At 35.9% G+C, this 22879-nt stretch carries 22 protein-coding genes; 4 read left to right on the forward strand and 18 right to left on the reverse strand.

Going from position 1 to position 22879, the window contains the following annotated elements; all coding sequences use genetic code 11:
• Positions 1–2: 2 nt before the first annotated feature.
• The 3 genes from ACZZZC_RS07740 to pyrR all read right to left on the reverse strand — a co-directional run bounded on the left by ACZZZC_RS07740 (position 3) and on the right by pyrR (position 4810).
• Entirely contained in the window at positions 3–3026 is a 3024-nt protein-coding gene (locus ACZZZC_RS07740; protein ID WP_463485545.1) for a tetratricopeptide repeat protein, read from the reverse strand.
• 301 nt (positions 3027–3327) lie between these two features.
• Positions 3328–4257 carry an aspartate carbamoyltransferase catalytic subunit gene (locus ACZZZC_RS07745; protein ID WP_463485546.1) on the reverse strand — a complete coding sequence of 310 codons (930 nt, stop codon included), beginning with the start codon at positions 4255–4257 and terminating at the stop codon, positions 3328–3330.
• A 7-nt stretch (positions 4258–4264) separates the two neighbouring features.
• Positions 4265–4810 (reverse strand): bifunctional pyr operon transcriptional regulator/uracil phosphoribosyltransferase PyrR, encoded by a 546-nt coding sequence (pyrR, locus tag ACZZZC_RS07750; RefSeq protein ID WP_463485547.1) that lies wholly within the window; start codon positions 4808–4810, stop codon positions 4265–4267.
• Between the two features lie 254 nt (positions 4811–5064).
• On the opposite strand from pyrR, the gene ACZZZC_RS07755 reads away from it, so the two are divergent.
• Positions 5065–5460, forward strand: a complete 396-nt coding sequence (locus tag ACZZZC_RS07755; protein ID WP_463485548.1) for a thiol-disulfide oxidoreductase DCC family protein — start codon at positions 5065–5067, stop codon at positions 5458–5460.
• Here ACZZZC_RS07755 and ACZZZC_RS07760 read toward each other — a convergent pair.
• From ACZZZC_RS07760 to ACZZZC_RS07805, 10 genes are all read right to left on the reverse strand, one after another.
• Positions 5457–5657: a hypothetical protein gene (locus ACZZZC_RS07760; protein ID WP_463485549.1), complete on the reverse strand. Its 201-nt coding sequence runs from the start codon at positions 5655–5657 to the stop codon at positions 5457–5459. The genes ACZZZC_RS07755 and ACZZZC_RS07760 overlap by 4 nt on opposite strands.
• Positions 5658–5747: 90 nt before the next feature.
• Positions 5748–7415, reverse strand: a complete 1668-nt coding sequence (locus ACZZZC_RS07765) for a beta-N-acetylhexosaminidase (protein WP_463485550.1) — start codon at positions 7413–7415, stop codon at positions 5748–5750.
• 656 nt (positions 7416–8071) lie between these two features.
• A complete protein-coding gene (gene rpsA / locus ACZZZC_RS07770) occupies positions 8072–10006 on the reverse strand; it encodes a 30S ribosomal protein S1 (RefSeq protein ID WP_010600211.1) in 1935 nt (644 codons plus the stop codon).
• Positions 10007–10663: 657 nt separating this feature from the next.
• A complete protein-coding gene (locus ACZZZC_RS07775; protein ID WP_463485551.1) occupies positions 10664–10870 on the reverse strand; it encodes a hypothetical protein in 207 nt (68 codons plus the stop codon).
• A 23-nt stretch (positions 10871–10893) separates the two neighbouring features.
• The gene (locus ACZZZC_RS07780; protein WP_463485552.1) at positions 10894–11883 is read right to left on the reverse strand and encodes an SH3 domain-containing protein; all 990 of its coding nucleotides are present in this window, start codon (positions 11881–11883) and stop codon (positions 10894–10896) included.
• A 125-nt stretch (positions 11884–12008) separates the two neighbouring features.
• Positions 12009–13502 (reverse strand): TPM domain-containing protein, encoded by a 1494-nt coding sequence (locus ACZZZC_RS07785; protein ID WP_463485553.1) that lies wholly within the window; start codon positions 13500–13502, stop codon positions 12009–12011.
• Positions 13503–13567: 65 nt separating this feature from the next.
• On the reverse strand, positions 13568–14029 hold the full coding sequence (locus ACZZZC_RS07790) for a 3-keto-disaccharide hydrolase (protein WP_463486885.1): 462 nt from the start codon (positions 14027–14029) through the stop codon (positions 13568–13570).
• Positions 13974–14402, reverse strand: coding sequence for a 3-keto-alpha-glucoside-1,2-lyase-like domain-containing protein (locus tag ACZZZC_RS07795; protein WP_463486886.1), 429 nt, complete (start codon positions 14400–14402; stop codon positions 13974–13976). Before ACZZZC_RS07795 ends, ACZZZC_RS07790 begins: the two co-directional genes overlap by 56 nt.
• 157 nt (positions 14403–14559) lie before the next feature.
• Positions 14560–14766, reverse strand: coding sequence for a (d)CMP kinase (locus ACZZZC_RS07800; protein WP_463486887.1), 207 nt, complete (start codon positions 14764–14766; stop codon positions 14560–14562).
• A complete protein-coding gene (locus ACZZZC_RS07805; protein ID WP_463486888.1) occupies positions 14753–15034 on the reverse strand; it encodes a (d)CMP kinase in 282 nt (93 codons plus the stop codon). The genes ACZZZC_RS07800 and ACZZZC_RS07805 overlap by 14 nt, the downstream gene beginning before the upstream one ends.
• A 181-nt stretch (positions 15035–15215) precedes the next feature.
• Between ACZZZC_RS07805 and arfB the strand changes: the two genes are divergently transcribed.
• On the forward strand, positions 15216–15629 hold the full coding sequence (gene arfB / locus ACZZZC_RS07810) for an alternative ribosome rescue aminoacyl-tRNA hydrolase ArfB (protein WP_463485556.1): 414 nt from the start codon (positions 15216–15218) through the stop codon (positions 15627–15629).
• Here the strand turns inward: arfB and ACZZZC_RS07815 are convergent, their stop codons facing one another.
• The 3 genes from ACZZZC_RS07815 to lon form a co-directional block, all read right to left on the reverse strand.
• On the reverse strand, positions 15630–15968 hold the full coding sequence (locus ACZZZC_RS07815; RefSeq protein ID WP_463488230.1) for a lipid A-modifier LpxR family protein: 339 nt from the start codon (positions 15966–15968) through the stop codon (positions 15630–15632). It abuts the gene before it with no gap.
• A gap of 152 nt (positions 15969–16120) precedes the next feature.
• On the reverse strand, positions 16121–16585 hold the full coding sequence (locus tag ACZZZC_RS07820) for a lipid A-modifier LpxR family protein (RefSeq protein WP_463486889.1): 465 nt from the start codon (positions 16583–16585) through the stop codon (positions 16121–16123).
• 82 nt (positions 16586–16667) lie between these two features.
• Positions 16668–19139 (reverse strand): endopeptidase La, encoded by a 2472-nt coding sequence (lon, locus tag ACZZZC_RS07825; protein ID WP_463486890.1) that lies wholly within the window; start codon positions 19137–19139, stop codon positions 16668–16670.
• 394 nt (positions 19140–19533) lie between these two features.
• On the opposite strand from lon, the gene ACZZZC_RS07830 reads away from it, so the two are divergent.
• A complete protein-coding gene (locus tag ACZZZC_RS07830) occupies positions 19534–20070 on the forward strand; it encodes a tetratricopeptide repeat protein (RefSeq protein WP_463486891.1) in 537 nt (178 codons plus the stop codon).
• 43 nt (positions 20071–20113) lie between these two features.
• Here ACZZZC_RS07830 and ACZZZC_RS07835 read toward each other — a convergent pair whose 3' ends face one another.
• A complete protein-coding gene (locus ACZZZC_RS07835; protein WP_463485559.1) occupies positions 20114–20644 on the reverse strand; it encodes a hypothetical protein in 531 nt (176 codons plus the stop codon).
• The gene (gene gpmI / locus ACZZZC_RS07840; protein ID WP_463485560.1) at positions 20644–22167 is read right to left on the reverse strand and encodes a 2,3-bisphosphoglycerate-independent phosphoglycerate mutase; all 1524 of its coding nucleotides are present in this window, start codon (positions 22165–22167) and stop codon (positions 20644–20646) included. Before gpmI ends, ACZZZC_RS07835 begins: the two co-directional genes overlap by 1 nt.
• A 185-nt stretch (positions 22168–22352) precedes the next feature.
• Here gpmI and ACZZZC_RS07845 point away from each other — a divergent pair, with 185 nt between their 5' ends.
• Complete coding sequence (locus ACZZZC_RS07845; protein WP_463485561.1) at positions 22353–22739, forward strand: DUF4783 domain-containing protein; 387 nt, start codon at positions 22353–22355, stop codon at positions 22737–22739.
• Positions 22740–22879: the final 140 nt, after the last annotated feature.

A 22879-nucleotide genomic window follows, 5' to 3' on the forward strand; every position in this document is an offset into this window, starting at 1 on the left:
TTCTACTTCTTCTGGTTTAGTTTTTCTAGTTTCTCTTTGGCTGTCGGAATGATATCATCCTTGCCTTCGTAATTATCAATTATACTTAGAAGTGTACTTTTTGCTTGCAAGTTATCTTTCAGGGCAACATAATTATCAGATAACAAGATAAAGGCTTTAGCTACCCAATAATCATGTGAAGCCATGTTGTTCACAATATCAAAACAAGTTTTAGTTGATGTTTTGAAATCGCCTTTGTTGTATTCGATAAGTGCAAGGTTGTATTTTGCCTCGGCAGCGGCAGCCGTTTTGGTTTTAGCCACAACGTTTTTAAATTCTTTAACCGCAGTTGTGGTATCTCCTTTTAGCAAATAAGCTTTACCAGAAAACAAGCCAGAACTATTCTTTTCTTCTTCCGAAGCTTTTTCAGATTCATTTGTCAGCTTAGCGTATTTCAACATATCATCAGGCATATTTAAAGCTGTATATGCTTTTAATAAGTTGTTGATGGCAAAACTGTAATGTGCTTTATAATCTGTTGTAGTTTCTAATCTTTTCAAATAAACAATTGCTTCATTATATTTTTTCTGGTTGAGGAACAATTGAGAAATGCTCACCAATGATCGTTCGGTATAGTCGCTTGTCCAATCATTTAATATAAATTCATAATCAGGTATTGCTTCATCAGGGCGACCTAGTTTAACCAAAGATTCTGCCCTGATAAATTTCGCTTCTTTTTCGTGGTTAGCTTTAGGGAATTTATCAAAATAAGCATTAACCGCCTGGAAAGCGCCGTTGGCATCGCCCTTTAAGTAAAGGTTATTCGCCGCCGCAAAAATGATGTTGTCTTGCTCGTTATCTGAATAGTTGCCAAGCGGAGTGGTGTTGGCATATTGGATAAATCCATTTGCATCACCTTTATCTACATAAATGTTTTTAATAGATTCCATCGCTTGTTTAGCCTCTTCAGATGTAGGATAATCGCGGATTACTTTTTTGAATGATTCTAAAGCTACATCGTCCTGATCTTGGTTGTATTGAACCAATCCAATAGTCACTAATGCTTTTGGAACATAACTGCTACGTGGGTATTTTGCCACCAAAGCAACAAGATCTGACTTCGATTTATCGAAATCGCCTTTGTTAAAATAAGTATAGGCTGTTTCAAAACCCGCATCATCTGCATAATTAGAGTTAGGGAATTTTGACAACAACGTTTGCATGGTCGCAATTTTCGCATCGTATTGGTTTTCCAAACCCTGGATCATTCCTTTTTGAAAAGTGGCGTAATCTTCAGATGTAGTATGCCTGTCAATGATTCTGTTGTAATTGGTCATCGCGTTTCCGTAAGTTTTATTTACGAAATAAGAATCGGCCAAACGAATAGTTGCATCATCAATGGTTTTTTGATCTTTATCATTTCCCTGGAGAAATTTCTCGAAATAGGTTGCTGACTTAGCATATTTCTCATCCTCAAATGCAGAATAGGCGAGGGCGTAATTGGCAAAGTTATAAACGCCGGTTTTATCGGCATCAGGCATTTTCAAAAACTTTTCGAATGTAGAAACGGCTTCGCCATATTTCCGTAGTTCGTACATTGCTTCGGCTTTCCAATAAGTATTTAAAGCGTGGATCTCATTGTCTTCCGGAAATTTATCAGAACGTAAAAACATTGATAAGGCATTCGGAAAAGCTCTTTCATTATAAAATTCTAACCCACGGAAATAAGTAACCTTTTGGTAGGCTTCTTTAGCCTCAAGGGTTTTATCCGGAATCGGTTCCAAAATATCAACTGCCGCCTGATAGTTTTTAGTGGTTAAAAGTACTTCTCCTAACAAGGTTTTAGCTTCGTTAATTTTACGAGATTTTGGAAAAGTTTTCAAAAATCCTTGTGTTGCTTCTAAAGCTTGTTGATGGAAATCTAACTCATAGCTTAACTTGGCATAACTTAACCAGGCTTCTTCTTGAATGGTTTTATCAAAATCTAAACGTGAAGCTCTGAAAAATGCACTTTGTGCTTTTTGTTTGTTGCCCAATTGGATAAATGCCTTACCCAAAGTATGCATTCCGTTTTGGAGATAAATGTCATCGTTGTTTAACTTTTCTAAAATGGCAACAGATTCTTTATACTTTTTATTCTGGAACAACGAATATCCATATTGGTAAATGAATAAGTTGTTTTTGGTTTCGCTTTTATCTTTAGCATAAAACTCTGCAAAATACTTTTCAGCGTTCTTAAATTCCGATTTCGCAAAGTAAGAAGCAGCAACTAAACTCAACATTTCAGGTTCGAACTGTTGTTTGGTTTTTTGAATAGATTCTAGTGCATAGCTGATTACATCATCGTAGCGTTCATCCAAATAATACATTGAGGTGATGTAGTATGGATAACTTGCTTCATAGGTTGGTGATCCTTTCAGCTTTTCAAAATTAGCTAATGCAGTTTTGTATTCTTTATTTAGGTAGTTGATGTAAGCAAAATAGTAAGTCGCACTTTCTTGGAAATCGCCTTCCTCTTTTTTTACTTTCTCGAATAGTGGTTCTGCTTTTTCATAGTCTTGCAGCTCAAAATAGGAGTAACCCTGCTTAAATTGATATTCGTTACGTTGTTTGGCTGATAGGGTAGACGGATCAGTTTTTTCGAACCATTCTAGCGCTTTCTTGTAATTTTTTTGACCAAAATAAGTTTTTCCTACATAAAAATAGGCCAGTTTTGTATTGGGATTTAAAGGATAATCACGGATAAAAGCTTGAAATAAACTTTCTGCATCACTATTAGTTAATTCTAACGCACAAACGGCTGCATAAAATTTTGCATTCTCTTTAAGTAGAGATAGTTCAGCATTGCTTTCGGTTTGCGTAGACGGTTTATAGCGTTGTTGTTCAACAAGTTTAAACTGCTGTGCAGCAGCGGTATATTTTTCTTTGTCTAATAATTCTAAGCCAGTCTGGTAGTTTTTATTGAGGTTTTGCACTGCGCTAACTTGCGCATAAGTGGTAAAACTTCCTGCCATGAATAGCGGAATTAGTAAGTATTTTTTCTGCATCGGTTTCAAATATGGTTGGTACTAAATTAGAAATAGTATCATTGTTTATCAACATAAGTAATTAACATCTGTTAATAACACAAATAAACGAAGGGTTTTCAAAATTGGTATAGAAGAAAGTTGAATGTTGAAAATTAGACTGAGTCAGTCGTTCAATAGTCATTAGTTCATTGGTGAAATGAGCCAAAATTATGGAAACTCTCGATTGTGTAGTAGGTAACTATTAGTCGGAGTTTAATTCACTAGAATTTTTCGCCCGCTAGTAAAAAATGACTGATGAACCAATGACTATTGAACTAACTTACCCTTGGCTTGCTAGTAAATAAAGTACAGCCATTCTAATAGCCACACCGTTTTCTACCTGTTCTAAAATGATGGATTGTTTACTGTCGGCAACATCACTTGTAATCTCCACACCACGATTAATCGGGCCCGGGTGCATGACGATTATTTCCTTATCGAGGTTATCGAGAATCTGTTTATTTAGGCCATACATCATGGCGTATTCTCTCAAAGATGGAAAATATTTAATATCCTGACGCTCCAGTTGAATGCGAAGCATGTTCGCTACATCGCACCAATTCAGTGCTTTAATTAAGTTATGTTCAACTTTTACTCCAAGTTGATGGATGTGTTTGGGAATTAAAGTGGTTGGTCCGCAAACCATCACTTCCGCACCTAAACGCTGTAGACAAAGGATGTTAGAGATTGCTACCCGAGAGTGCAAAATATCTCCAACAATAACCACTTTCTTCCCACTCACATCGCCTAATTTCTGGCGGATGGAGAAAGCATCAAGTAAAGCCTGGGTTGGGTGTTCATGAGCCCCGTCGCCAGCATTTACAATTTGCGCTTTTACATGTTTGCTCAAAAACTGACCTGCTCCTGCATAGGGATGACGCATCACCACCATGTCGACTTTCATCGATAGAATGTTGTTAACCGTATCAATCAATGTTTCTCCTTTGCTCACTGATGATGATGATGCAGCGAAGTTTACCACATCTGCTGATAACCTCTTTTCAGCAAGTTCAAAAGAAAGTTTTGTGCGGGTAGAATTTTCAAAGAAAATATTGGCAATGGTAATGTCCCGAAGTGAAGGAACCTTTTTAATGGGCCTATTAATTACTTCTTTGAAATTATCTGCAGTTTCGAAAATCAATTCGATATCATTCCGGTTAATATCTTTAATGCCTAAAAGATGTCGGGTTGATAGTTTGTCTGCTGCCATTTTTATATTATTGTTTTTCGGATAATAAAATCACTTTGTCTTCACTTCCTTCACTTGCCCAGGTTACTTTCACTTGCTGTGAATTTAAGCTATCCACCTGATGACCAATGTAATCGGGTTCGATAGGTAAATGTCTACTAAACCTGCGATCAATCAGCACCAACAGTTCTACTTTCTCTGGTCGGCCATAAGCGAGTAACGCATCAAGTGCAGCTCTAATGGTTCTTCCGGTCCAAAGTACATCATCAATGAGGATCACTTTTTTGCCCTCAATAATGAAATCAATGGAATTGCTACTTGCTGTTACCAATCCATCTTTACGCCTAAAATCATCCCTAAAAAAAGTAATGTCGAGGTTTCCCTTTAAAATTTTTTTGTTTTTTAGAATGGTTTCGAGCTCTTGATGAATGCGATCGGCAAGAAAGATACCGCGTGGCTGGATGCCAATTAAAACGGTATTCGCGAAATCATCGTGGTTTTCAATTAATTGATGGCAAAGCCTCTTAATTGTAATCTGAATTTTTTGTCCGTCAAGAAGTGTTTTCTTTTGCATTGAAGAAGGATTGGGCAAATATAGGGAAAAAGTAGAAAGTTGAAAGCAGAAAGTTGAAAGTTCTCAAGGCAAATTACCAAAGTGTTTGATTGTTAATTTGTTGAATTTTGATTATATGCGTAAATAGGCATTTATCACAACAAATGATCTTCTATTCAACTAAATAGGCCGTGCTTTGAATTCCTCTAACATTAAATGACATTCATAAGCATTCATTGAAAATATAATAAGCGCTGAAGTTTTTATATTTGTAAATGGAACGGGTAATTTTTTTCGATGGTGTTTGTAACCTGTGTAATGCTTCAGTCCAATTTGCGATTGAACGTGATAAAAAAAATCTATTTAAGTTTACCGCTTTGCAAGGCGAATACGCCAAAGCTGTCTTACCCAAATTCAATGTCGATCTAAATCAGCTTAATTCTATTATTCTACTTGAAGATGGTCAGCTTTATACAAAATCAGCAGCTGCGTTAAAGATTGCCAGAAAATTGAACGGCTTATGGCCAACACTTTATGTGTTTATCCTCGTTCCAAAATTTATTCGTGATTGGTTTTATGATATTATCGCCAAAAACCGCTATAAGTGGTGGGGAAGGCAGGAGAGTTGCTGGCTACCGACACCAGAACTAAAGCAGCGCTTTATCGATTAATCCTGTTCCTGATTATTTCTAGGTTTCCACAGCCAAAGCGTTAAAATCACCATAGGGATTGAAATACTCAGGGCGATTACGATAAATATGCTTCGCTGTTTAACAATATCTGCTTCGTCGGTAATGAAAATATTTATCGTTTCTTTAAGTACAAATAGTGTAATCAAGGTGCAAATAACTGCAAAGACTTTACGCATAGTTTAATTTTGAGGCAAAGATTGGAATAATTATTAGAAGGAACTGTATTGAGATTAAAACAGTTATTTATGAAGTGTAAGGTTGGATAATCAATTTTCAAGATACTTTTTTGAATATTCTATCCCTATCAAATCGTATCGTTTAAATTGTGTTTTCAAACGTTTTTGAAAATCAGCATAATTTTTCTTTTCTTTTGGGCTCCACAAGATTTCGCTCAAAGCATCTAATCTAGGAAATAGCTGGTATTGTACTTTTGCCGGATTAGTGATATACTCACTCCATAAACAGCCTTGGCCACCCCAGATGTACTTCGCCTGCTCTGCATCAAGTTCTGCAGGAATAGGCTCATAATTGTAAACATCAGCCAAAAGTGAAGGTTTACCAGCGGTTAAGCTATCTTCCTTAACAAATTGCGCATGGTTAAAATACAATTTATTTTCAGGGGTCATGATGGCTTTATGGTTTTGTTTCGCTGCTTCAATGCCGCCTTTTTCACCTTGCCAACTCATTACTACTGCATTTGGTGCTAAGCCACCCTGCAAAATTTCATTCCAGCCAATGATGGTTTTGCCTTTGCTATTTACAAATTTCTCAATCCTGCGGATGAAGTAACTTTGTAATTCGCTTTCCGATTTTAAATTATTCGCCTTCATAATTTGTTGAGAAACAGGAGACTGTTTCCACCAAACTTTAGAGGCTTCATCGCCACCGATATGGATATATTGCGATGGAAACAAATCCATTATTTCTGTGAGTACATTTTCTAAAAATTTGAATGTGGTGTCTGAGGCTTGCAAAACGTTATTGTATTTGTTCATCATTCCCCAGGTTTCGGCAACGGTATATTTTTTATTCGGTTCTGTTCCTAATTCTGGGTAAGCAGCCAGAACAGCCATACTGTGGGCTGGCATTTCAATTTCTGGAATTATAGTAATGTAGCGTTTAGCCGCATATTCCACCACTTCTTTTATTTGCTCTTGCGTATAAAACCCACCATGTTTAATCCCATCAGTTTTGATCACAGCATCTTTTGGAGTAATATTAATTGCTGTGGGCAAAACCTGATATTTAATGTTTTCATTGCCTTTTCCTGGCCATAAACCGATGATGCTACCGTAACGCCAGGCACCAATTTCGGTGAGCTTCGGGTACTTTTTAATCTCGATTCTCCAGCCGTGGTCATCGGTTAAATGCCAATGAAAATAGTTCATTTTGTGCAGGGCCAGGTAATCAATGTATTGCTTAACAAATTCCACGTCAAAAAAATGGCGACTTACATCTAAGTGCATTCCGCGGTAATCGAAGCGGGGATAATCGGTTATGGATACTGATGGAATAATTAATTGTTCTGTTTTTACTTGAGGTAATAATTGAATCAATGTTTGTACACCATAAAAAAGTCCATTTTCTGAATTGGCATAAATTACTATTTGCTCGTAGTTGCTTATCAGTTCGTATTCGTTTGAACTTTTTAGTAATCGAGTAACTATTTCTAGTTTGATTATGTTTTTTTTAGCTGTTGAATTAGGGTTAATCCGAACTTTGAGATCGTAATATTTTTGAATATAATTTTGTAGAAATAATGCTGAGTTGGATAATGAATCATTCGAAATAATTTCAGTGTTTTTATCGATTATAAATTTTTCTGTGCTTAAGCCAGTTTTAATACTTACAGGCTGTGGAATGATGTTTACTTCCTGGGCAGAAAGATGGTAGCAAAAAGCAAATGATAAAAACAAAAAAATAATCTTCTTCATACTAGAATGGTTTCCTTTTTCAAAAGTAATAATTCTAAACGGATGAAAGGAAAGGTTTTGGTTAACGAAGTACTGATGTTACCTAAACCCGATGGGAGTGAAATCCTTTTTGTTAAACCTATAAGGTCTCAAAGACCTTATAGGTTTGGAAAATATTGAATGAATAGCGGGCCAGGAGTTACCGATTGGTACTTGCTTTCGTTTTCAAAAACCTCACCCTATTGAAGTTAGAAGTAGAACTTGCTTGCTACTGTCCCTCTCCTTGAAGAGAGGGATTTTATGGACAATGGAAAGCAAGGTTATAACGCCCTTCATCGTTTCCCGTTTTAGCCAAAGCGATTTTGTAGATACTGGGAGTGAAGTACGTTAAAACCACTTTCCATGGTTTCTCTTTCTTTAAGGAAAGATTGTTAATAAAAAACCTCACCCTATTAAAGTTAGAAGTAGAACTCGGTAGCTACTGTCCCTATCCTTGAAGAGAGGAATTTTGCGGGCAGTGGAAAGCTAAAATAGGTTAAAACCGCCTTCCATTGTTTCCCTCTCTTTTAGGAGAGGGACTGCATTGAAACAACAAAAACTTCTGCCTTTCATAGGGCGAGGTAAAAAAAATCCCGATAACTTTCGCTATCGGGATTAATATATTCAGTTAAAAAGAACTAGCCTTTTTTAGCTTTGCTTTCTTCGCCTTCTAATTGCGATTTCAATTGAGCCAATACGTCTAAATCTCCTAAAGTAGATTTCTCTACAGAATCTTTAACTTTCTTAACTGCAGTTACAGCAGCTTTAGCTTCTTTTTTCTTAGCATTTCTTTCTTCTGCTACAGCTTCAGCTTTAACTTCTTCCCAAATACGAGCGTGAGAAACAACGATGCGTTTAGCTTCTTTGTTAAACTCGATGATTTTGAAATCGTTAGTTTCTTCTGCTTTAACTGAAGTACCATCTTCTTTAACCATGTGTTTAGTTGGTACGAAACCTTCTACACCGTATGGTAAAGCAATAACAGCACCTTTATCAGTTACTTTAACAACTGTTCCTTGGTGAACCGAATCTAAAGTAAAGATCGTTTCGAAAGTATCCCAAGGGTTTTCTTCCAATTGTTTGTGACCAAGGCTTAATTTACGGTTATCAACATCAAGTTCTAAAACAACAACGTCTAATACATCACCAACTTTAGTGAATTCATTAGGGTGGTTTACTTTTTTAGACCAAGATAAATCAGAGATGTGGATTAAACCATCAATACCTTCTTCGATTTCAACAAAAACACCGAAGTTAGTCATGTTTTTAACAGTTGCTTTGTGCTTGCTTCCAACTGGGAATTTAGCAGCAACTTCTTGCCATGGATCGTTAGATAATTGTTTAATACCTAAGCTCATTTTGCGCTCGTCTCTATCTAAAGTTAAAACTTCAGCTTCGATCTCATCACCAACTTTTAAGAATTCTTGTGGATTTCTTAAGTTTTGTGACCAGCTCATTTCAGAAACGTGGATTAAACCTTCAACACCTGGGATGATTTCTAAGAAAGCACCGTAATCTGCAACAGTTACGATTTTTCCTTTTACTTTAGAACCAACTTGAATGTCAGTACTTAAGTTTTCCCAAGGGTGTGGAGTTAATTGTTTTAAGCCTAAAGCGATACGTTTTTTCTCATCATCGAAATCTAAAACAACCACGTTGATTTTTTCATCTAATGATAATACTTCTTTTGGATGCTCTATGCGGCCCCAAGAAATATCAGTAATGTGAAGTAAACCATCAACACCACCTAAATCGATGAACACACCGAAATCAGTAATGTTTTTAACAGTACCTTCTAATACCTGTCCTTTTTCTAATTTAGAAACGATTTCTACTTTTTGTGATTCTAAATCGTCTTCAATTAACACTTTATGAGAAACTACTACGTTTTTAAACTCATGGTTAATTTTAACAACTTTGAATTCCATTGTTTTACCAACGTAAACATCGTAATCACGGATAGGTTTAATATCAATTTGAGAACCTGGTAAGAAAGCTTCAACGCCCATGATATCAACAATTAAACCACCTTTAGTACGGCTCTTAACGAAACCGTTGATGATTCTATCATTTTCAAGAGCCTCGTTAATAGCTTCCCAAGATCTTTGAGTTTTTGCTCTTTTGCGAGAAAGGATCAATTGACCATTAGCATCTTCTGGTGCTTCAACGAAAACGTCAACTGAATCGCCGATTTTTAAATCAGGTGTATCACGGAATTCTGAAGTAGAAACTAAACCGTCTGATTTAAAACCAACGTTTAATACTACGTCTTTGTTGTTAATTGAAACAACGATACCGCTAATGATTTCACCTTTAGTGATCTGATTGAATGTTCCAGCATACATATCTTCAAACTTTTTACGGTCTGCATCATTGTAATTACCGAAAACTTTTTCATCTGCATCCCAATCGAAATCTTCGGTTGGTGTTGCTAATGATGATTTGATCGATTCGATCGAAACTGAATCAGCTTCTGATTCAATAGTTTCTTTTTCAGTCAGGCGTCCGCCTTCTCCCTGAAGCTCAGCTGTTTTAGCTGCTAATTCTTTTTCTGCTACTTGTTTTTTAGCCATTAATTAATTATCTCCTTTTTTCCCTATTTAGGGAGAGCAAAGGTAAAAATATTTTAATTAATAGAAAAGATTTTTTTAATAAATGTTGCTGATTTTAAGGTTATTATAATTCTGCCAATCGTCATGCTAAATTTATTTGAGCATCTAGATCGTAAAATTCAAATAATTTTGATGTGATTTATATTAGGATTTGAAAATGAGCATTCAGTAATTCTTCGGTTGCTCTAGTCCCGTCATTCGCTGTAGCCCCCATGAAAAATCGGGGGCCGCCGCCGCTACCGGGTTTAGAAACAAAGATTGTGTAAGAAACAACATAAAGCTATAAACAATGTTATCTGCTATTCAGAAATCTCATTTAATAGCTCAACAAGCTCCCTATCTGAAATACTATCCTTTTCAGATTTATCATAAATCGAAAGTAAATATACTGTTGAATCAGTTACAATGAAGTTTGTTATAATTCGAGCTCCGCCAGATTTTCCTTTGCCTTTTGATGAAATTGCAATTCAGATTTTATAGCAGTTTTTTCCAATAGGAGTGCCGATTGTCGGATTTTCTTCAAGACTGTGGAATAAAGATGATATTTCATCTTTTAAAGAATTGTATTTTTTCGCAAGTCTTTTTAGTTCTTTCCTAAAGCTTGGAACTGCTATTATACTATAACTCATTAAGCAATTGTTCTGCAGATATTCCCTTCAACTTTCCTTGTCGTATCAAGTTCAATTCTTTAACTGCTTCTTTTATTTCTGCTTTTAAAATCTCTTTAGGTTCAATAATGGTTTTTGTTTTAACATAAGGAATGCTATTCAATACTTCCATTAATGAAGACGCCTTATTGTCAGGTATTTCGAGTAACACTTTCATATATCAAATATACAATTTATAGTCTACTTCTTTGTAAAGGTTCCTCTTGTAAATCCTTCTCCAACCAACGTGTTTTCATCTCTTATTAACAGGAGAATCATGTTTTGTTGGTCGTACATTTTAATCATATCACCTTCGATAACATATTTCGTAGCAAAGGTAGAATCTGTATAAGTATCTTTTACAATAACAGAGTCTTTTGTACCGAAATCGAACGTTTTATATTGGGTTTCGCTATCGCTTATAAATGTGCCTGAAACTTTTTTAGGTTGAATAAAAGTAACGAAGCAAAAATAAATCACTACCAAAACTACAATGGCTGAAATACCAATCAGAATTTTATTTTGGTTTGAGTATTTGAAAATGAAATACAAAATAGTACCCATTACCAAAGCAACAACCACGAAGAAGATAATGTTAGAATAATCCTTATCAATTGAAGGAATCTCAATGGAAGTAGTATGCTTTTTAATTGGAGCCTTAACTGGCGAAACCCTTACCAAAAATTCTTTACTTACCCAGCCTTCGCCATTGGTAACCTTAATTTTGAAATAACTGGCGTCAGCTGAATCGATAACCGCAACATTTTCATTTTCGGGTAGATAACCAATGACTTTACTTTTTGGATCGGCTTTTTGTCTAACTCTTAAGTTATCAGTAGTTACGCGATAAATAACATCTGCTGTGCTATCAGCTGGATTGTTTTGCACCGTTGTGGTTTGTGGAGTTGTTGCTGGCGGCGTTGAGGCAGGAGTAGTGGAAGGAACTTTTTCGATGAAATCTTTACTTACCCAGCCTTCACCATTCTTGATTTTTATTTTATAAAATTTTGCATCACTTGCATCCAAAACAGTAATATTCTCGTTTTGCATTAGGTTAGCTACCACTTTGCTTTTAGGATCACTGCTCGCTCTCACTCGCAACTTGTCTGCCTTTACCCGATAAGTTTCTTGGGCATGAACAAAGTTGGATATTAAAAAAAGAGCAGTTATCAAAAAGAAAATTCTAATCATGTTTCTGGGATTTTAGCAATAGCAATTAATAAAAATATGGAAACTCGAATAAGCAAACATCGTGCTAACGCAGGCAAAATTAAAAAATACTTTCATAAGCTTCACATTATCTTGCTATAATCCGTTTACCAACTTCCCCCCGAACCACCGCCGCTACTGCTGCCACCGCCCCAACTGCTTGATGAAGATGACGAGCTGCTGCTGCTTGATGACGAGCTGGAAGAAGATTTGGATTCTACCAACATTGGCAATACAATCCATTTTATAAATTCGACATTTTTACAGCAACTACATTCATTAATAAGCTTAGCCTGCCCATCATGACTGTAAGTTGCAGCTGTTACCGTAACTTTTTTATTTAGTTTATAAGTTCTAAAACTGCATTTTGGGCATTCAGTTAAATCATTATATTCTTCAGCTGGCCATTGTTTAATAATATGCTCTTTATGGTCAGCACTTTCCCAGATATCGTAATCATAAGATTTTGCTATTTCTTCCGCCCGCTGTCCGCCAGTTAAAAAAGGTTTGCCCTCAATGTTAATGTCTCTATCTAAACGAATCATTTCTCGTTTTTGGCTATCAAGAACAGGCTTAAATCTATCGATGTTCTTCGTACGTTTAAATAGATAATTTATCAGTGCAAATAATATCAGCGGAGAAAAAATGACCATCCAAAAATTCTTTTTATTGAAATCAGTTACCGCGTTAAAGAAATTCTTATCATCATAATATGTTTTTCTCAATGTAGAGATATGGTATAGATATCTAAAAAAGAGGCCTATCGCTAAAACGCCGTATAAAATGAAAGGTATATGGGATAATTTGATCTTCGAAAATAAACCAAACCCATCAAAAAATACGAGTGCAAAAATACTGATGAAAACAAACATGAAAAGTCCGGCACAGCCGTTGGTAATTGATTTTTCTAGATCAGATTTGCCTTTAGCTTGTATGGTATTTGTTTTTTTAGTTTGTCTGTTTACCAATTTAAACACTCCGAAGAAGGCTACTATGATAACAACAATAGGTATCCAAAACTTTTCAAGGTTGTTGTTATCTTCTTTTTGAGTAAAGAATTGGTTAAGTTCCGATTTGTTGTCTGGGTTTAGGATGATCACGCCAATTGCATTGATGGTATTGATTATCCCTGTTCCGAAATCATTTTCTCTAAAAGCCGGAATTAGGTTTTGTTCTGCAATGTGTTTCAGTTTTACATCGGGTAGAACCCCCTCAGTTCCTGTGCCCGTAATAAAACGATACTTCCTCCGATCTTTAGCAATAAATAAAAGCAAGCCATTGTTACTGCTTTTTTGCCCAATTCCCCAAGTGTTAAAAAGCTCATAAGCAAAATCAAAGTCTTCCTGATTAGTATCGAAATTATTTACAATTACAACCGCTACCTGAACATTGGTTTCTTTTTCGAACCTTGAAATTGAGCTGTTAACATTGGCAACATCATCAGCGGTGAGGATTCCATCCGGATTACTCACCCAACCGCCACCATTATTTTTAGGGTCTGGAATTTCATTAACTTTGTAAGCTTTCTGTGCAAATGTTAATGTTGTGCAAAAGAAAAATAGTAAAAAGGTAAGCTTCTTAATTGAATGAGTTTTGAGCATCAGATCATTTAGTAACGGTTAGCAATAGCATTTCAATCATTCATAACAATAGGGGATAAGTGTTGTTATTCTTTAAGGATTTTATCAATTAATTGATCAAGTTTTGCCTGGTTTTTAGCGTATGGAGCTAAATCGAAAAGTTTCACTGTTTTAAATTCAATCGGATGGCTTTCGCTTTGAAGGGAAATGTAACCAGATTTTAATGGGGTGCCATCTATCTTAACTTTAGGATCGAAGTTAGTTACACTTCCGCCTCCCACTTGTGGTTTTGTATATTCCAATACAACTTCTCCAGCTATAATGTGTTTAACTACTGAATCGCCAAGTACTAAAAAATCTGCGGTTACCCACTGGTCTCCAGCATAAGTTTTCGATTTAGAATCCATGCAATGGCCTGTAAACAATTTGCCATCGTAATTTATTAGGGTTCCGGGCGTGCACACATTGCTGGTGTGGCGTGTATGTTCTCCATCACCACCTAAAATCTGTGCTTCTATAGAAATAGGAAAATCCTGATCTTTTAACATCGTAGCTGGATCCTGACAATGCAGCATGGCACCGCTGTTTCTCTGTTGCCCAGCCCTCACCACCTTTGGCTTGATCGCCAACAAAACGGTAGGTAACCCTTAATAAGTAGTAGGAAAATGGTTTTTTGTAAAAAATGTGACCGTACTGTTTGTCAAATTCTTTGTAGCCTTCATAACCTACGGTCATTAAGCCATTTTTTACCCGAAATGTATTTGCATAATTATCCTTGTAATCGTGTTTGGCAATTTTAATGTTCCAATCTTTTAAATCTTTTCCATTGAAAAGGTTAATCCAGCCCTTTTGTGCAGAAGCATTAAAAGAGATGACAGCAAACAGGAAAAATAGTACAGAAGAATATTGTTTTAATTTCATAGTAGCTTAATGGTTAGCAGCTAAAAATATGAAATTTAAACCAACTGAATAAATTTAATATCAATTAGGAAGCAATGGTTCAACTTTTTCCAGTGCAAAAGCCAATTGTTCTTCTTGTGTTAAATTGGTATTGTCTAAAATTATAGCGTCATCGGCCCTAACCAGGGGGCTTTCCTTTGCGTGTGGTATCAGCATAATCTCGATGTGCAAGGTTTTCAAACACTTCTTCTAAAGTGGTTTGATTATTGCCCTTGCTTTCCAGTTCTTTAAACCTGCGCTCTGCTCTAATTTTGGGATCAGCTGTCATGAAGAACTTTAAGGGTGCGTTTGGAAAAACGGTGGTACCGATATCACGCCCGTCCATTACAATATTTTTCGATTTGCCCAGTGCGTTGTTGTTGCTTAACCATTTCATGGCGAACAATTTTATGAGCAGAAACTTCGCTCACATTTTCAGAAACAGGCATCAAACGAATCTCATCAGAAACTTCTTCTCCGTTCAGAGATAATGTGTGATTCATAATCACGAGATGGAAATTTAATTCGATGTGTTGTAGCGCATCAGTAACGGCTTCGTCATTATAAATATCAATTTCATTCCTTCCGAAATACAGCGTTACAGCCCGATACATCGCACCACTATCTACATAAATAAAACCTAATTTTTAGCCAATGCTTTTGCTAAAGTGCTTTTTCCGCAAGATGAGTAGCCATCAATAGCTATAACCAAGTTCTTTTTCATTCTGTTTGCAAAGGTAAAAAAAGCGGTGGATTTAGTTGCTTTTTTTAGATTACTATTCTTTATACTTTTGCATGATGTTACCCACACGAGAAGAAATTTTAAAGTCAGTTACCTTCAAAACCTCCAGAAGTGGGGGAAAGGGTGGGCAAAACGTTAATAAAGTTTCCAGTAAAGTCGAATTAATCTTTGATTTGGAAAATGCCACTTTTTTTAATGAAGAGGAAAAGGTGCTTTTAAAATCGCGACTTGATAACCGAATGGACAATGATGGCTTATTGCATATTGTTTCGCAAGAAGACCGAAGTCAGCTGCTTAATAAAGAGAAAACCATTGCTAAACTGATCGATCTGCTTAAACGGTCTCTTCAAATTCAGAAAAAAAGAAAGCCTACGAAAATTCCAAAGGCAGTTATCCAAAAGCGATTGAAAAATAAATCGGTAAATGGTGATAAAAAACAATTAAGAAAAAAGCCAAATTTTGAGTAATTAAATCTTCCCAAATCTATAATACAAACTTAAGCCGCCATAATTTTGTGCTTTGGCTATACTTTTAACTTCTTTGGTTTTAAAGATGATATTAAAATCAATGGTGAATCTTTTTGAACTATAATTTACGCCAAATTGTTGTTCAAAAACTATTGGTTTTACTCCAAATGTTAAAGGACTATCGTCATTAAATAAACTTCCTTGTATGGTTGCATCGTAAGCAACTACATTTAACTGTGGCTTTAAGTAGAAGAAAAACTCTGATTTATTTAAAGCCGCAGTTTTTGAATTTCCAATTACTGCATTGTGGTAAGCACTGTTCGAAGAGCTCGGTTTAATCTGCCCGCTCTAAACAAGACTGAAGCACCCAGGCCAGAAAAAGTTGTTCCCAGGTTTTGCATAGCCGGTTCCGCTTAAATCTACCACATTATCATTAGATCGAATTAGAAGTTTACTATAGTTGGCTGCTAAATTAACCGCTAATTACATTTTTAATTTGATATTCCCATCCAGTCGGCCGAATAAAAGCCTACTGTTTTATGCAAGAATTCTTGTGCTTCTTTGGCCAGAAAGTTTGGTCCAACGGCACCGAGTTCTAGGCTCGTTTCCAATACACTTTCATTTTTATAAAAGATTGAATAAGTGCCTCCAGCGTATAAATAGCCAGCAAAAGGTCTATCTTGATCTTCCTTCTTAGCTACCTGACCCCAGTAAGGGGTATACATTTTTTGTCCGGCTGAAATTTCATAGGTTTTCTTCTCCACTTTTTCAGAAAACTTAGCAGGATCTATCGCTCTGCGAAAATAGATGAACAGGCCATTGGTATAGTAACGATCATTTAGAGTGGCTAAATACGCATCATTTTCAGTTTTAAAACCAAACTCATTTTTAAATGATTGTGCAAAACAGCCTAAAGAAATTAAACCAAGAAGTAGGGTGGTGAAAAGTGATTTCATAAAAAAGCCCCGATACTTTATCGGGGCTATAAATGTATTTATAGTTATTGGATTATTGATCAATCAGCTAAAAGATTACAATTTAGTTGACTATTGGAGCTACTTTAATGCTCAAATCCAATGGCTTTTTAACTTTGTTTTTTGTTAGCGCCAATTCAATCACCTCACTCATTTCTGTTACGTAATGAAATTTAAGGTCTTTGATATAGCTTTCCTTGATTTCTAAAATATCTTTACGGTTGCTTTTACAAAGAATAATTTCTTTGATATTCGCCCTTTTTGCCGCAAGGATTTTCTCTTTAATTCCGCCAACCGGAAGTACTTTACCACGTAGGGTAATCTCTCCGGTCATGGCTAAATGTTGCTTAACCTTTCTTTGTGTAAATGCCGATGTTAAAGCAGTAAGCATGGTAATGCCAGCTGATGGGCCATCTTTTGGCGTAGCACCGGCGGGTACGTGAACGTGAACATCCCAGTTATCAAATAAAGTGTAATCGATGCCAAATTCTGCAGCATGAGCACGTAAATAGGCTAGTGCAATCACTGCTGATTCTTTCATCACATCGCCTAAATTACCGGTTAAAGTTAACTTGCCTTTACCAGGACTCAAGCTCGATTCGATAAATAAAATATCGCCACCAACACTTGTCCAGGCCAAGCCTGTAACTACACCAGCAACTTCATTGCCTTCGTATAAATCTTTATCGTAAATAGGTGCGCCTAAAATACGTTCAACGTCGTCATTCGTTAGCGTAACATTATACTCTTCTTCCATTGCAAGCTTGGTAGCTACACCACGAACCAGGGAGCCAATTTTTTTCTCCAAACCACGTACTCCAGATTCACGAGTATAATCTTCAATTACTTTTTCAATCAAAGCAGGTTTTAGATTAATATCCTTGTTTTGCAAACCGTGGTTTTCCTTTTGCTTAGGCAAAAGGTATTTTTTGGCAATCTCAATTTTTTCTTCAATCGTGTAGCCATTCACCTCGATAATCTCCATACGATCTAGCAAAGCTGGCTGTATAGTACTTAGTGAGTTTGCGGTAGCGATGAATAAAATATTTGATAAATCGTAATCTACCTCAACGTAATGGTCATAGAAAGCGTTATTCTGTTCTGGATCCAACACTTCCAGCAAAGCTGATGATGGATCGCCACGGTGGTCAGTTCCAACCTTATCAATCTCATCCAATACAAACACAGGGTTATCTGCGCCCGCTTTTTTGATTGATGAAATAATACGCCCTGGCATGGCACCGATGTAAGTTTTGCGGTGACCACGAATTTCAGCTTCATCGCGAATACCGCCCAAAGCCATACGAACATATTTACGCCCCAATGCTTTGGCAATTGATTTTCCTAAAGATGTTTTACCAACTCCCGGAGGGCCAACTAAACAAAGGATCGGCGCTTTCATATCGCGTTTTAGCTTCAAAACTGCTAAATATTCAACAATACGTTGCTTTACTTTTTCCAGACCGAAATGATCTTTATCTAAAATCCGTTGGGCACGTTTTAAATCGAAATTGTCTTTGGTAAATTCACTCCAAGGTAAATCTAAAAGCAATTCCAGGTAATTGAGCTGAACAGAATAATCTGGCGCTGCCGGATTCATTCTTCCCAGTTTATCTAATTCTTTATCGAAATGATCAGCAACAGGTTGTCCCCATTTTTTCTTTTTGGCTTTTTCCTGAAGGGCATCAAATTCTAAATCGGCAGAGTTTCCACCTAATTCTTCCTGAATTGTTTTTAGCTGTTGATTTAAGAAGTAATCGCGTTGTTGTTTGTCAAGATCAGTACGGACTTTGGATTGAATTTGGTTTCTCAATTCCAACATCTGTAGTTCTACCATCAAAAGCTCCATTACTTTCTGCGCCCGTTCCTGCAATTTGTCCATTTCAAGGATTTTTTGCTTATCGGCCATTTCGGCATTCATATTTGAAGAAATGAAATTGATCAAAAATGAATTGCTTTCGATGTTTTTAAGTGCGATACTCGCCTCACTTGGAATATTTGGCGACAGCTGAATAATTTGAGCTGACATTTCGCGAATAGAAGCAATTAAGGTTTTAAACTCCTTATCGGCTTTGTGTTTTTGCTCTTCGAATTTTTTAACTATAGCCTTAATATAAGGTTCGTTTTGCACCTCTTCAATTAGGCTAAAACGCTGCTTACCCTGGATAATTACGGTGGTATTGCCATCAGGCATTTGCAGTAACTTTATAATGTTTGCTACTGTACCAACGGTGTTAAGTTGCTCAAAAGTTGGATCTTCTATCGAAACATCCTTTTGAGAAACTACTCCAATAATCTTGTTTCCTTTGTAAGCTTCTTTAATTAATTTTATTGATTTGTCTCTTCCAACGGTAATCGGAATTACCACTCCAGGGAATAAAACAGTATTTCTCAATGGCAAAATCGCCAGGGTTTCAGGTGTTTCCTCGTTGTTCATTTCCTCCTCGTCTTGTTGAGACATTAAGGGAAAAAACTCTGTATCCTCATTTATTATCGGCATGGCATTATGGAAATCAAATATATCTTCTTTACTCATTATCACTTTTCCTCTAACGACAAACTGGCAGTTCAATCGTCTTCACTTTGTTTATTTATGTTATTCAACTAATATTTCCAACTCTTGTGCCAAAGTAGAAATACCATTAATCTTATGTTAAAAAGGCAGAGTAATATATTGTTTCGGCCAATATCATATTATGAAGTTTTTAACGTTTAAGCTATTGTTTAATATAGAACTTTTTTATTTCCAAAAATTAAAAAACTTTTAAATTATCAGAATAGGATTATATTGCAACAAATTTCGTCTTTTTTGGCGGTAGAATTACAAAAACATATTATTCGTTACATGAACTATTTTAGACACGCAATTTTCAGGATTAATCATATTATCATCTACCAGCAGTTTTGCACAAAACAATTACGAGCGGAGCATGCAGGCAATGATTAAAGGAGATTATAAAACTGCCGTTACCCAACTGGAGAAAGCCGATGCTAAAACGCCAGAGAATGCTAAAATTTTGCAGATGTTAGGCTATTCATATTTTCAAAATGCTCAATATGAAAAATGTATTGAAACATACAGTCGTTTAATTACAGTAAAACCATCAGAAGTTTCTGCATACTACTATCGTGGAAAAGCAAGGTTAAATATAGCGAACGACCCAAAGGAATCATTAAACACCATGCGTGAAAATTTTTATACCGCTGCAATTAAAGATTTTACCAAGGCCATTGAAATTAATGGCGATGAGGATACGCAAATGTTTCAAAATCGTGCTTTAGCTTATAAAGACTATGCAATTTTTAGATCGTATAAGGCAAAACGGAAAGATGAGAAAACTGCATGTGTTGCGCTGTTTAACAATTCAATTGCAGATTTTCAAAAAGTGCTAACTATGCAGCCGCTACGGAAGGATATCATTGATTGGGTTGCCTATGATAAAGCGCAAATTGCTTCATTAAAATAAAGACAAAAAAAAACAGGCTTTGAAATTTCAAAGCCTGTTTTTTTTATTTCAATTTCCCAATAATTTGATAAATCTTAGTGTTCAACAGCTTTATTTTTTGCTGTTTTTTGATCGCGTACAAGCTATCAGGATAATAGCGTAAAGTATCGTTAGATTGAAAAAGGATGTTTTTATTAGCGATGATAACTTCTATTAGACCTGCTCTCTCACCGTTCCATTTGATTGCAACCCTCTTGATCGGTATTTTCTTACTATCTGAAGTATAATAGTCTACGCCATTTTGCTCGCTAATATCAAAACTTCCCCTCCAAGAAGCTTTGTTAATATCAGCATTAATAAACACAGCAAATTCTTTCTTCCAGTCTGCTATCTTAATTTTTTTACTTTCTTGCTTGCCGTTAACTGATACTGTTTTGTTCACTACCGGATTAAGTTTCTGCAAACGAACAGCCTCTTTTTCGAAATATCCTTTCAAATCAAAGTACATCAAATTTGTATTTGCTTTAGATTTTTTCTCTTCATTGCAAGAAACAAAGGCAACAGCAAGGAGTAAAATATAAATTCTTCTATTCATTATACTAACACATTTCCTGTCATTTCTTCAGGAATTGGAACACCTAAAATTTTCAAAACAGTAGGAGCAATATCGCCTAATTTACCATCAGCAATGGTGTTATAGTCGCTGTCGATTAAAATACAAGGAACAAGATTGGTGGTGTGGGCAGTATTAACAGAACCGTCGCCATTTACCATATATTCTGAATTTCCATGATCTGCTAACAAGATGAAGGAGTAGCCATTTTCCATTCCTTTGCGCACTACAATTTCTGCGCACTTGTCGGCAGTTTCAACCGCTTTTACTACGGCATCGAAAACACCTGTATGGCCTACCATGTCAGGGTTGGCGAAGTTTAAGCAAATAAAGTCTGGCCAACCTGTTTCCATCTCGGCATTAATGGCTTCGGTAATTCCTGCAGCACTCATCTCCGGTTGTAAATCGTAAGTTGCTACTTTTGGAGAAGGTATTAAAATACGTTTTTCGTTAGCGAATTCAGTTTCTCTTCCTCCAGAGAAAAAGAAAGTTACGTGAGGATATTTTTCAGTTTCAGCAATGCGAATTTGATTTTTATTGTTTTCGGCTAAAACTTCACCGATCGTTTTCGTCAAATCGTCTTTTGTAAAAATAACATTTACTTTTTCAAAGCTTTCATCATAGGTAGTCATCGTAACATAATACAATGGCAATTTATGCATGTGTTGCTCCGGAAAATCTTTTTGCGTTAGCGCAGTTGTAATTTCTCTTCCTCTATCTGTACGGAAATTGAAGCAAATTACCACATCATCATTCTTAATGGTGGCCACTGGCTCGCCATTATCCTGGGTAAGTACAACTGGTTGCAAAAACTCATCTGTTACACCATTCTGATAAGATTTTTTAATCGTAGCCAAAGCATCTTGCGTTCTTTCGCCAATACCGTTAACGATTACATCATAAGCTTGTTTCACACGTTCCCAACGATTATCGCGGTCCATTGCATAGTAGCGACCAACCATGGTAGCTAATTTAGCCGATGTGTTTTCGATGTGATTTTGAAGATCGCTAATAAAACCTAAACCAGAATTTGGGTCTGTATCCCTTCCGTCTAAGAAAGCATGGACAAAAGTTTTTTCAACATGTGCTTCATTTGCGGCATCACACAAAGCTTTTAAGTGTTCGATATGGGCATGAACTCCGCCATTTGAAACCAGTCCAATGAAATGCACAGCTTTATTATTTTGCTTTGCATAATCAAAAGCAGCTAATAAAATCGGGTTAACATGTAATTCCCTATCTGCGATGGATTTATTAATTCTTCCAAGTTCTTGATAAACTACTCTGCCTGCGCCTAAATTCATGTGGCCTACTTCCGAATTTCCCATTTGTCCGGCTGGCAGACCCACCGCTTCACCAGAAGCTTCAAGTTTTGAGTTGGGATAATTTTTAATTAATGAATCGAAAAAAGGAGTATTGGCAGCATAGGCAGCATCCGAATTATCTTTTCTTCCGTAACCCCAGCCATCTAAAATTATAAGCGCAAGTTTTTTATTAGTTATCATATTAATTTTAAAATTTAATTGAACACTGATAAAACATTTTCATTTAAAACATGTTTTAGTGTTTTGATATCAGGGCAAATATAACTTTATTGAAGCTTATACAAATTATGTAATCCATTTTTTGATAAGCTAATGGCATAATTTTAGCTATACCGAGATTATAAAATACAGAAATGATCCGGAGCTTGTTTTTTCTAATTATTAGTTTATCATCATTATTTAGTCCTAAAGCCTTTCAGGCTGATATTATTGATGATTTATCTTCGTATTTTAAATCTAGTAACGCTAAAGAAATTGCAAAAAATTTCGCATCAACTATCGAACTTATCATTATTGATGATGAAGATGTATACTCAAAAGCACAGGGAGAACAAATATTACGAGATTTTTTCATCAAACATCCGCCAGTAAAAACAAGTATTTTCCACAAAATTAATACTAATCCTAATTACCGTTTCGGTGTTATTCTTTTAAGCACTTCAAAAGAAACTTTTAGAGTTTCAGTAACCATGAAGAAATTAAATAATAGCTTCTTAATTACCGAATTACGAATCGAACCTGCTAAGGATTAATCAATTCTTTAGCTTCCTTTTAAAACAAGGCTTTTTATTTATCCCGACAATCACTATTTCGTTTTAGACTGAACTTTATAAAATGCCTTATAGCTAATGAAGAGCTATTGATGATTTTCGATACTGATTAATAAATTCAG

This window comes from Pedobacter sp. AC212 (assembly GCF_979258625.1).

Bases quoted from the DNA above. Each gene is read 5' to 3' on its own strand.
- ACZZZC_RS07795 (WP_463486886.1), bottom strand. From the start codon at position 14,402: ATGAAATTAAAACAATATTCTTCTGTACTATTTTTCCTGTTTGCTGTC.
- ACZZZC_RS07765 (WP_463485550.1), bottom strand. From the start codon at position 7,415: ATGAAGAAGATTATTTTTTTGTTTTTATCATTTGCTTTTTGCTACCAT.
- ACZZZC_RS07775 (WP_463485551.1), bottom strand. From the start codon at position 10,870: ATGAAAGTGTTACTCGAAATACCTGACAATAAGGCGTCTTCATTAATG.
- ACZZZC_RS07805 (WP_463486888.1), bottom strand. From the start codon at position 15,034: ATGTATCGGGCTGTAACGCTGTATTTCGGAAGGAATGAAATTGATATT.
- ACZZZC_RS07755 (WP_463485548.1), top strand. From the start codon at position 5,065: ATGGAACGGGTAATTTTTTTCGATGGTGTTTGTAACCTGTGTAATGCT.
- rpsA (WP_010600211.1), bottom strand. From the start codon at position 10,006: ATGGCTAAAAAACAAGTAGCAGAAAAAGAATTAGCAGCTAAAACAGCT.
- arfB (WP_463485556.1), top strand. From the start codon at position 15,216: ATGATGTTACCCACACGAGAAGAAATTTTAAAGTCAGTTACCTTCAAA.
- ACZZZC_RS07745 (WP_463485546.1), bottom strand. From the start codon at position 4,257: ATGGCAGCAGACAAACTATCAACCCGACATCTTTTAGGCATTAAAGAT.
- ACZZZC_RS07830 (WP_463486891.1), top strand. From the start codon at position 19,534: ATGCAGGCAATGATTAAAGGAGATTATAAAACTGCCGTTACCCAACTG.
- ACZZZC_RS07780 (WP_463485552.1), bottom strand. From the start codon at position 11,883: ATGATTAGAATTTTCTTTTTGATAACTGCTCTTTTTTTAATATCCAAC.
- ACZZZC_RS07820 (WP_463486889.1), bottom strand. From the start codon at position 16,585: ATGAAATCACTTTTCACCACCCTACTTCTTGGTTTAATTTCTTTAGGC.
- ACZZZC_RS07835 (WP_463485559.1), bottom strand. From the start codon at position 20,644: ATGAATAGAAGAATTTATATTTTACTCCTTGCTGTTGCCTTTGTTTCT.
- ACZZZC_RS07785 (WP_463485553.1), bottom strand. From the start codon at position 13,502: ATGCTCAAAACTCATTCAATTAAGAAGCTTACCTTTTTACTATTTTTC.
- pyrR (WP_463485547.1), bottom strand. From the start codon at position 4,810: ATGCAAAAGAAAACACTTCTTGACGGACAAAAAATTCAGATTACAATT.
- ACZZZC_RS07790 (WP_463486885.1), bottom strand. From the start codon at position 14,029: ATGTTAAAAGATCAGGATTTTCCTATTTCTATAGAAGCACAGATTTTA.
- ACZZZC_RS07800 (WP_463486887.1), bottom strand. From the start codon at position 14,766: ATGGACGGGCGTGATATCGGTACCACCGTTTTTCCAAACGCACCCTTA.
- ACZZZC_RS07740 (WP_463485545.1), bottom strand. From the start codon at position 3,026: ATGCAGAAAAAATACTTACTAATTCCGCTATTCATGGCAGGAAGTTTT.
- lon (WP_463486890.1), bottom strand. From the start codon at position 19,139: ATGAGTAAAGAAGATATATTTGATTTCCATAATGCCATGCCGATAATA.
- gpmI (WP_463485560.1), bottom strand. From the start codon at position 22,167: ATGATAACTAATAAAAAACTTGCGCTTATAATTTTAGATGGCTGGGGT.
- ACZZZC_RS07760 (WP_463485549.1), bottom strand. From the start codon at position 5,657: ATGCGTAAAGTCTTTGCAGTTATTTGCACCTTGATTACACTATTTGTA.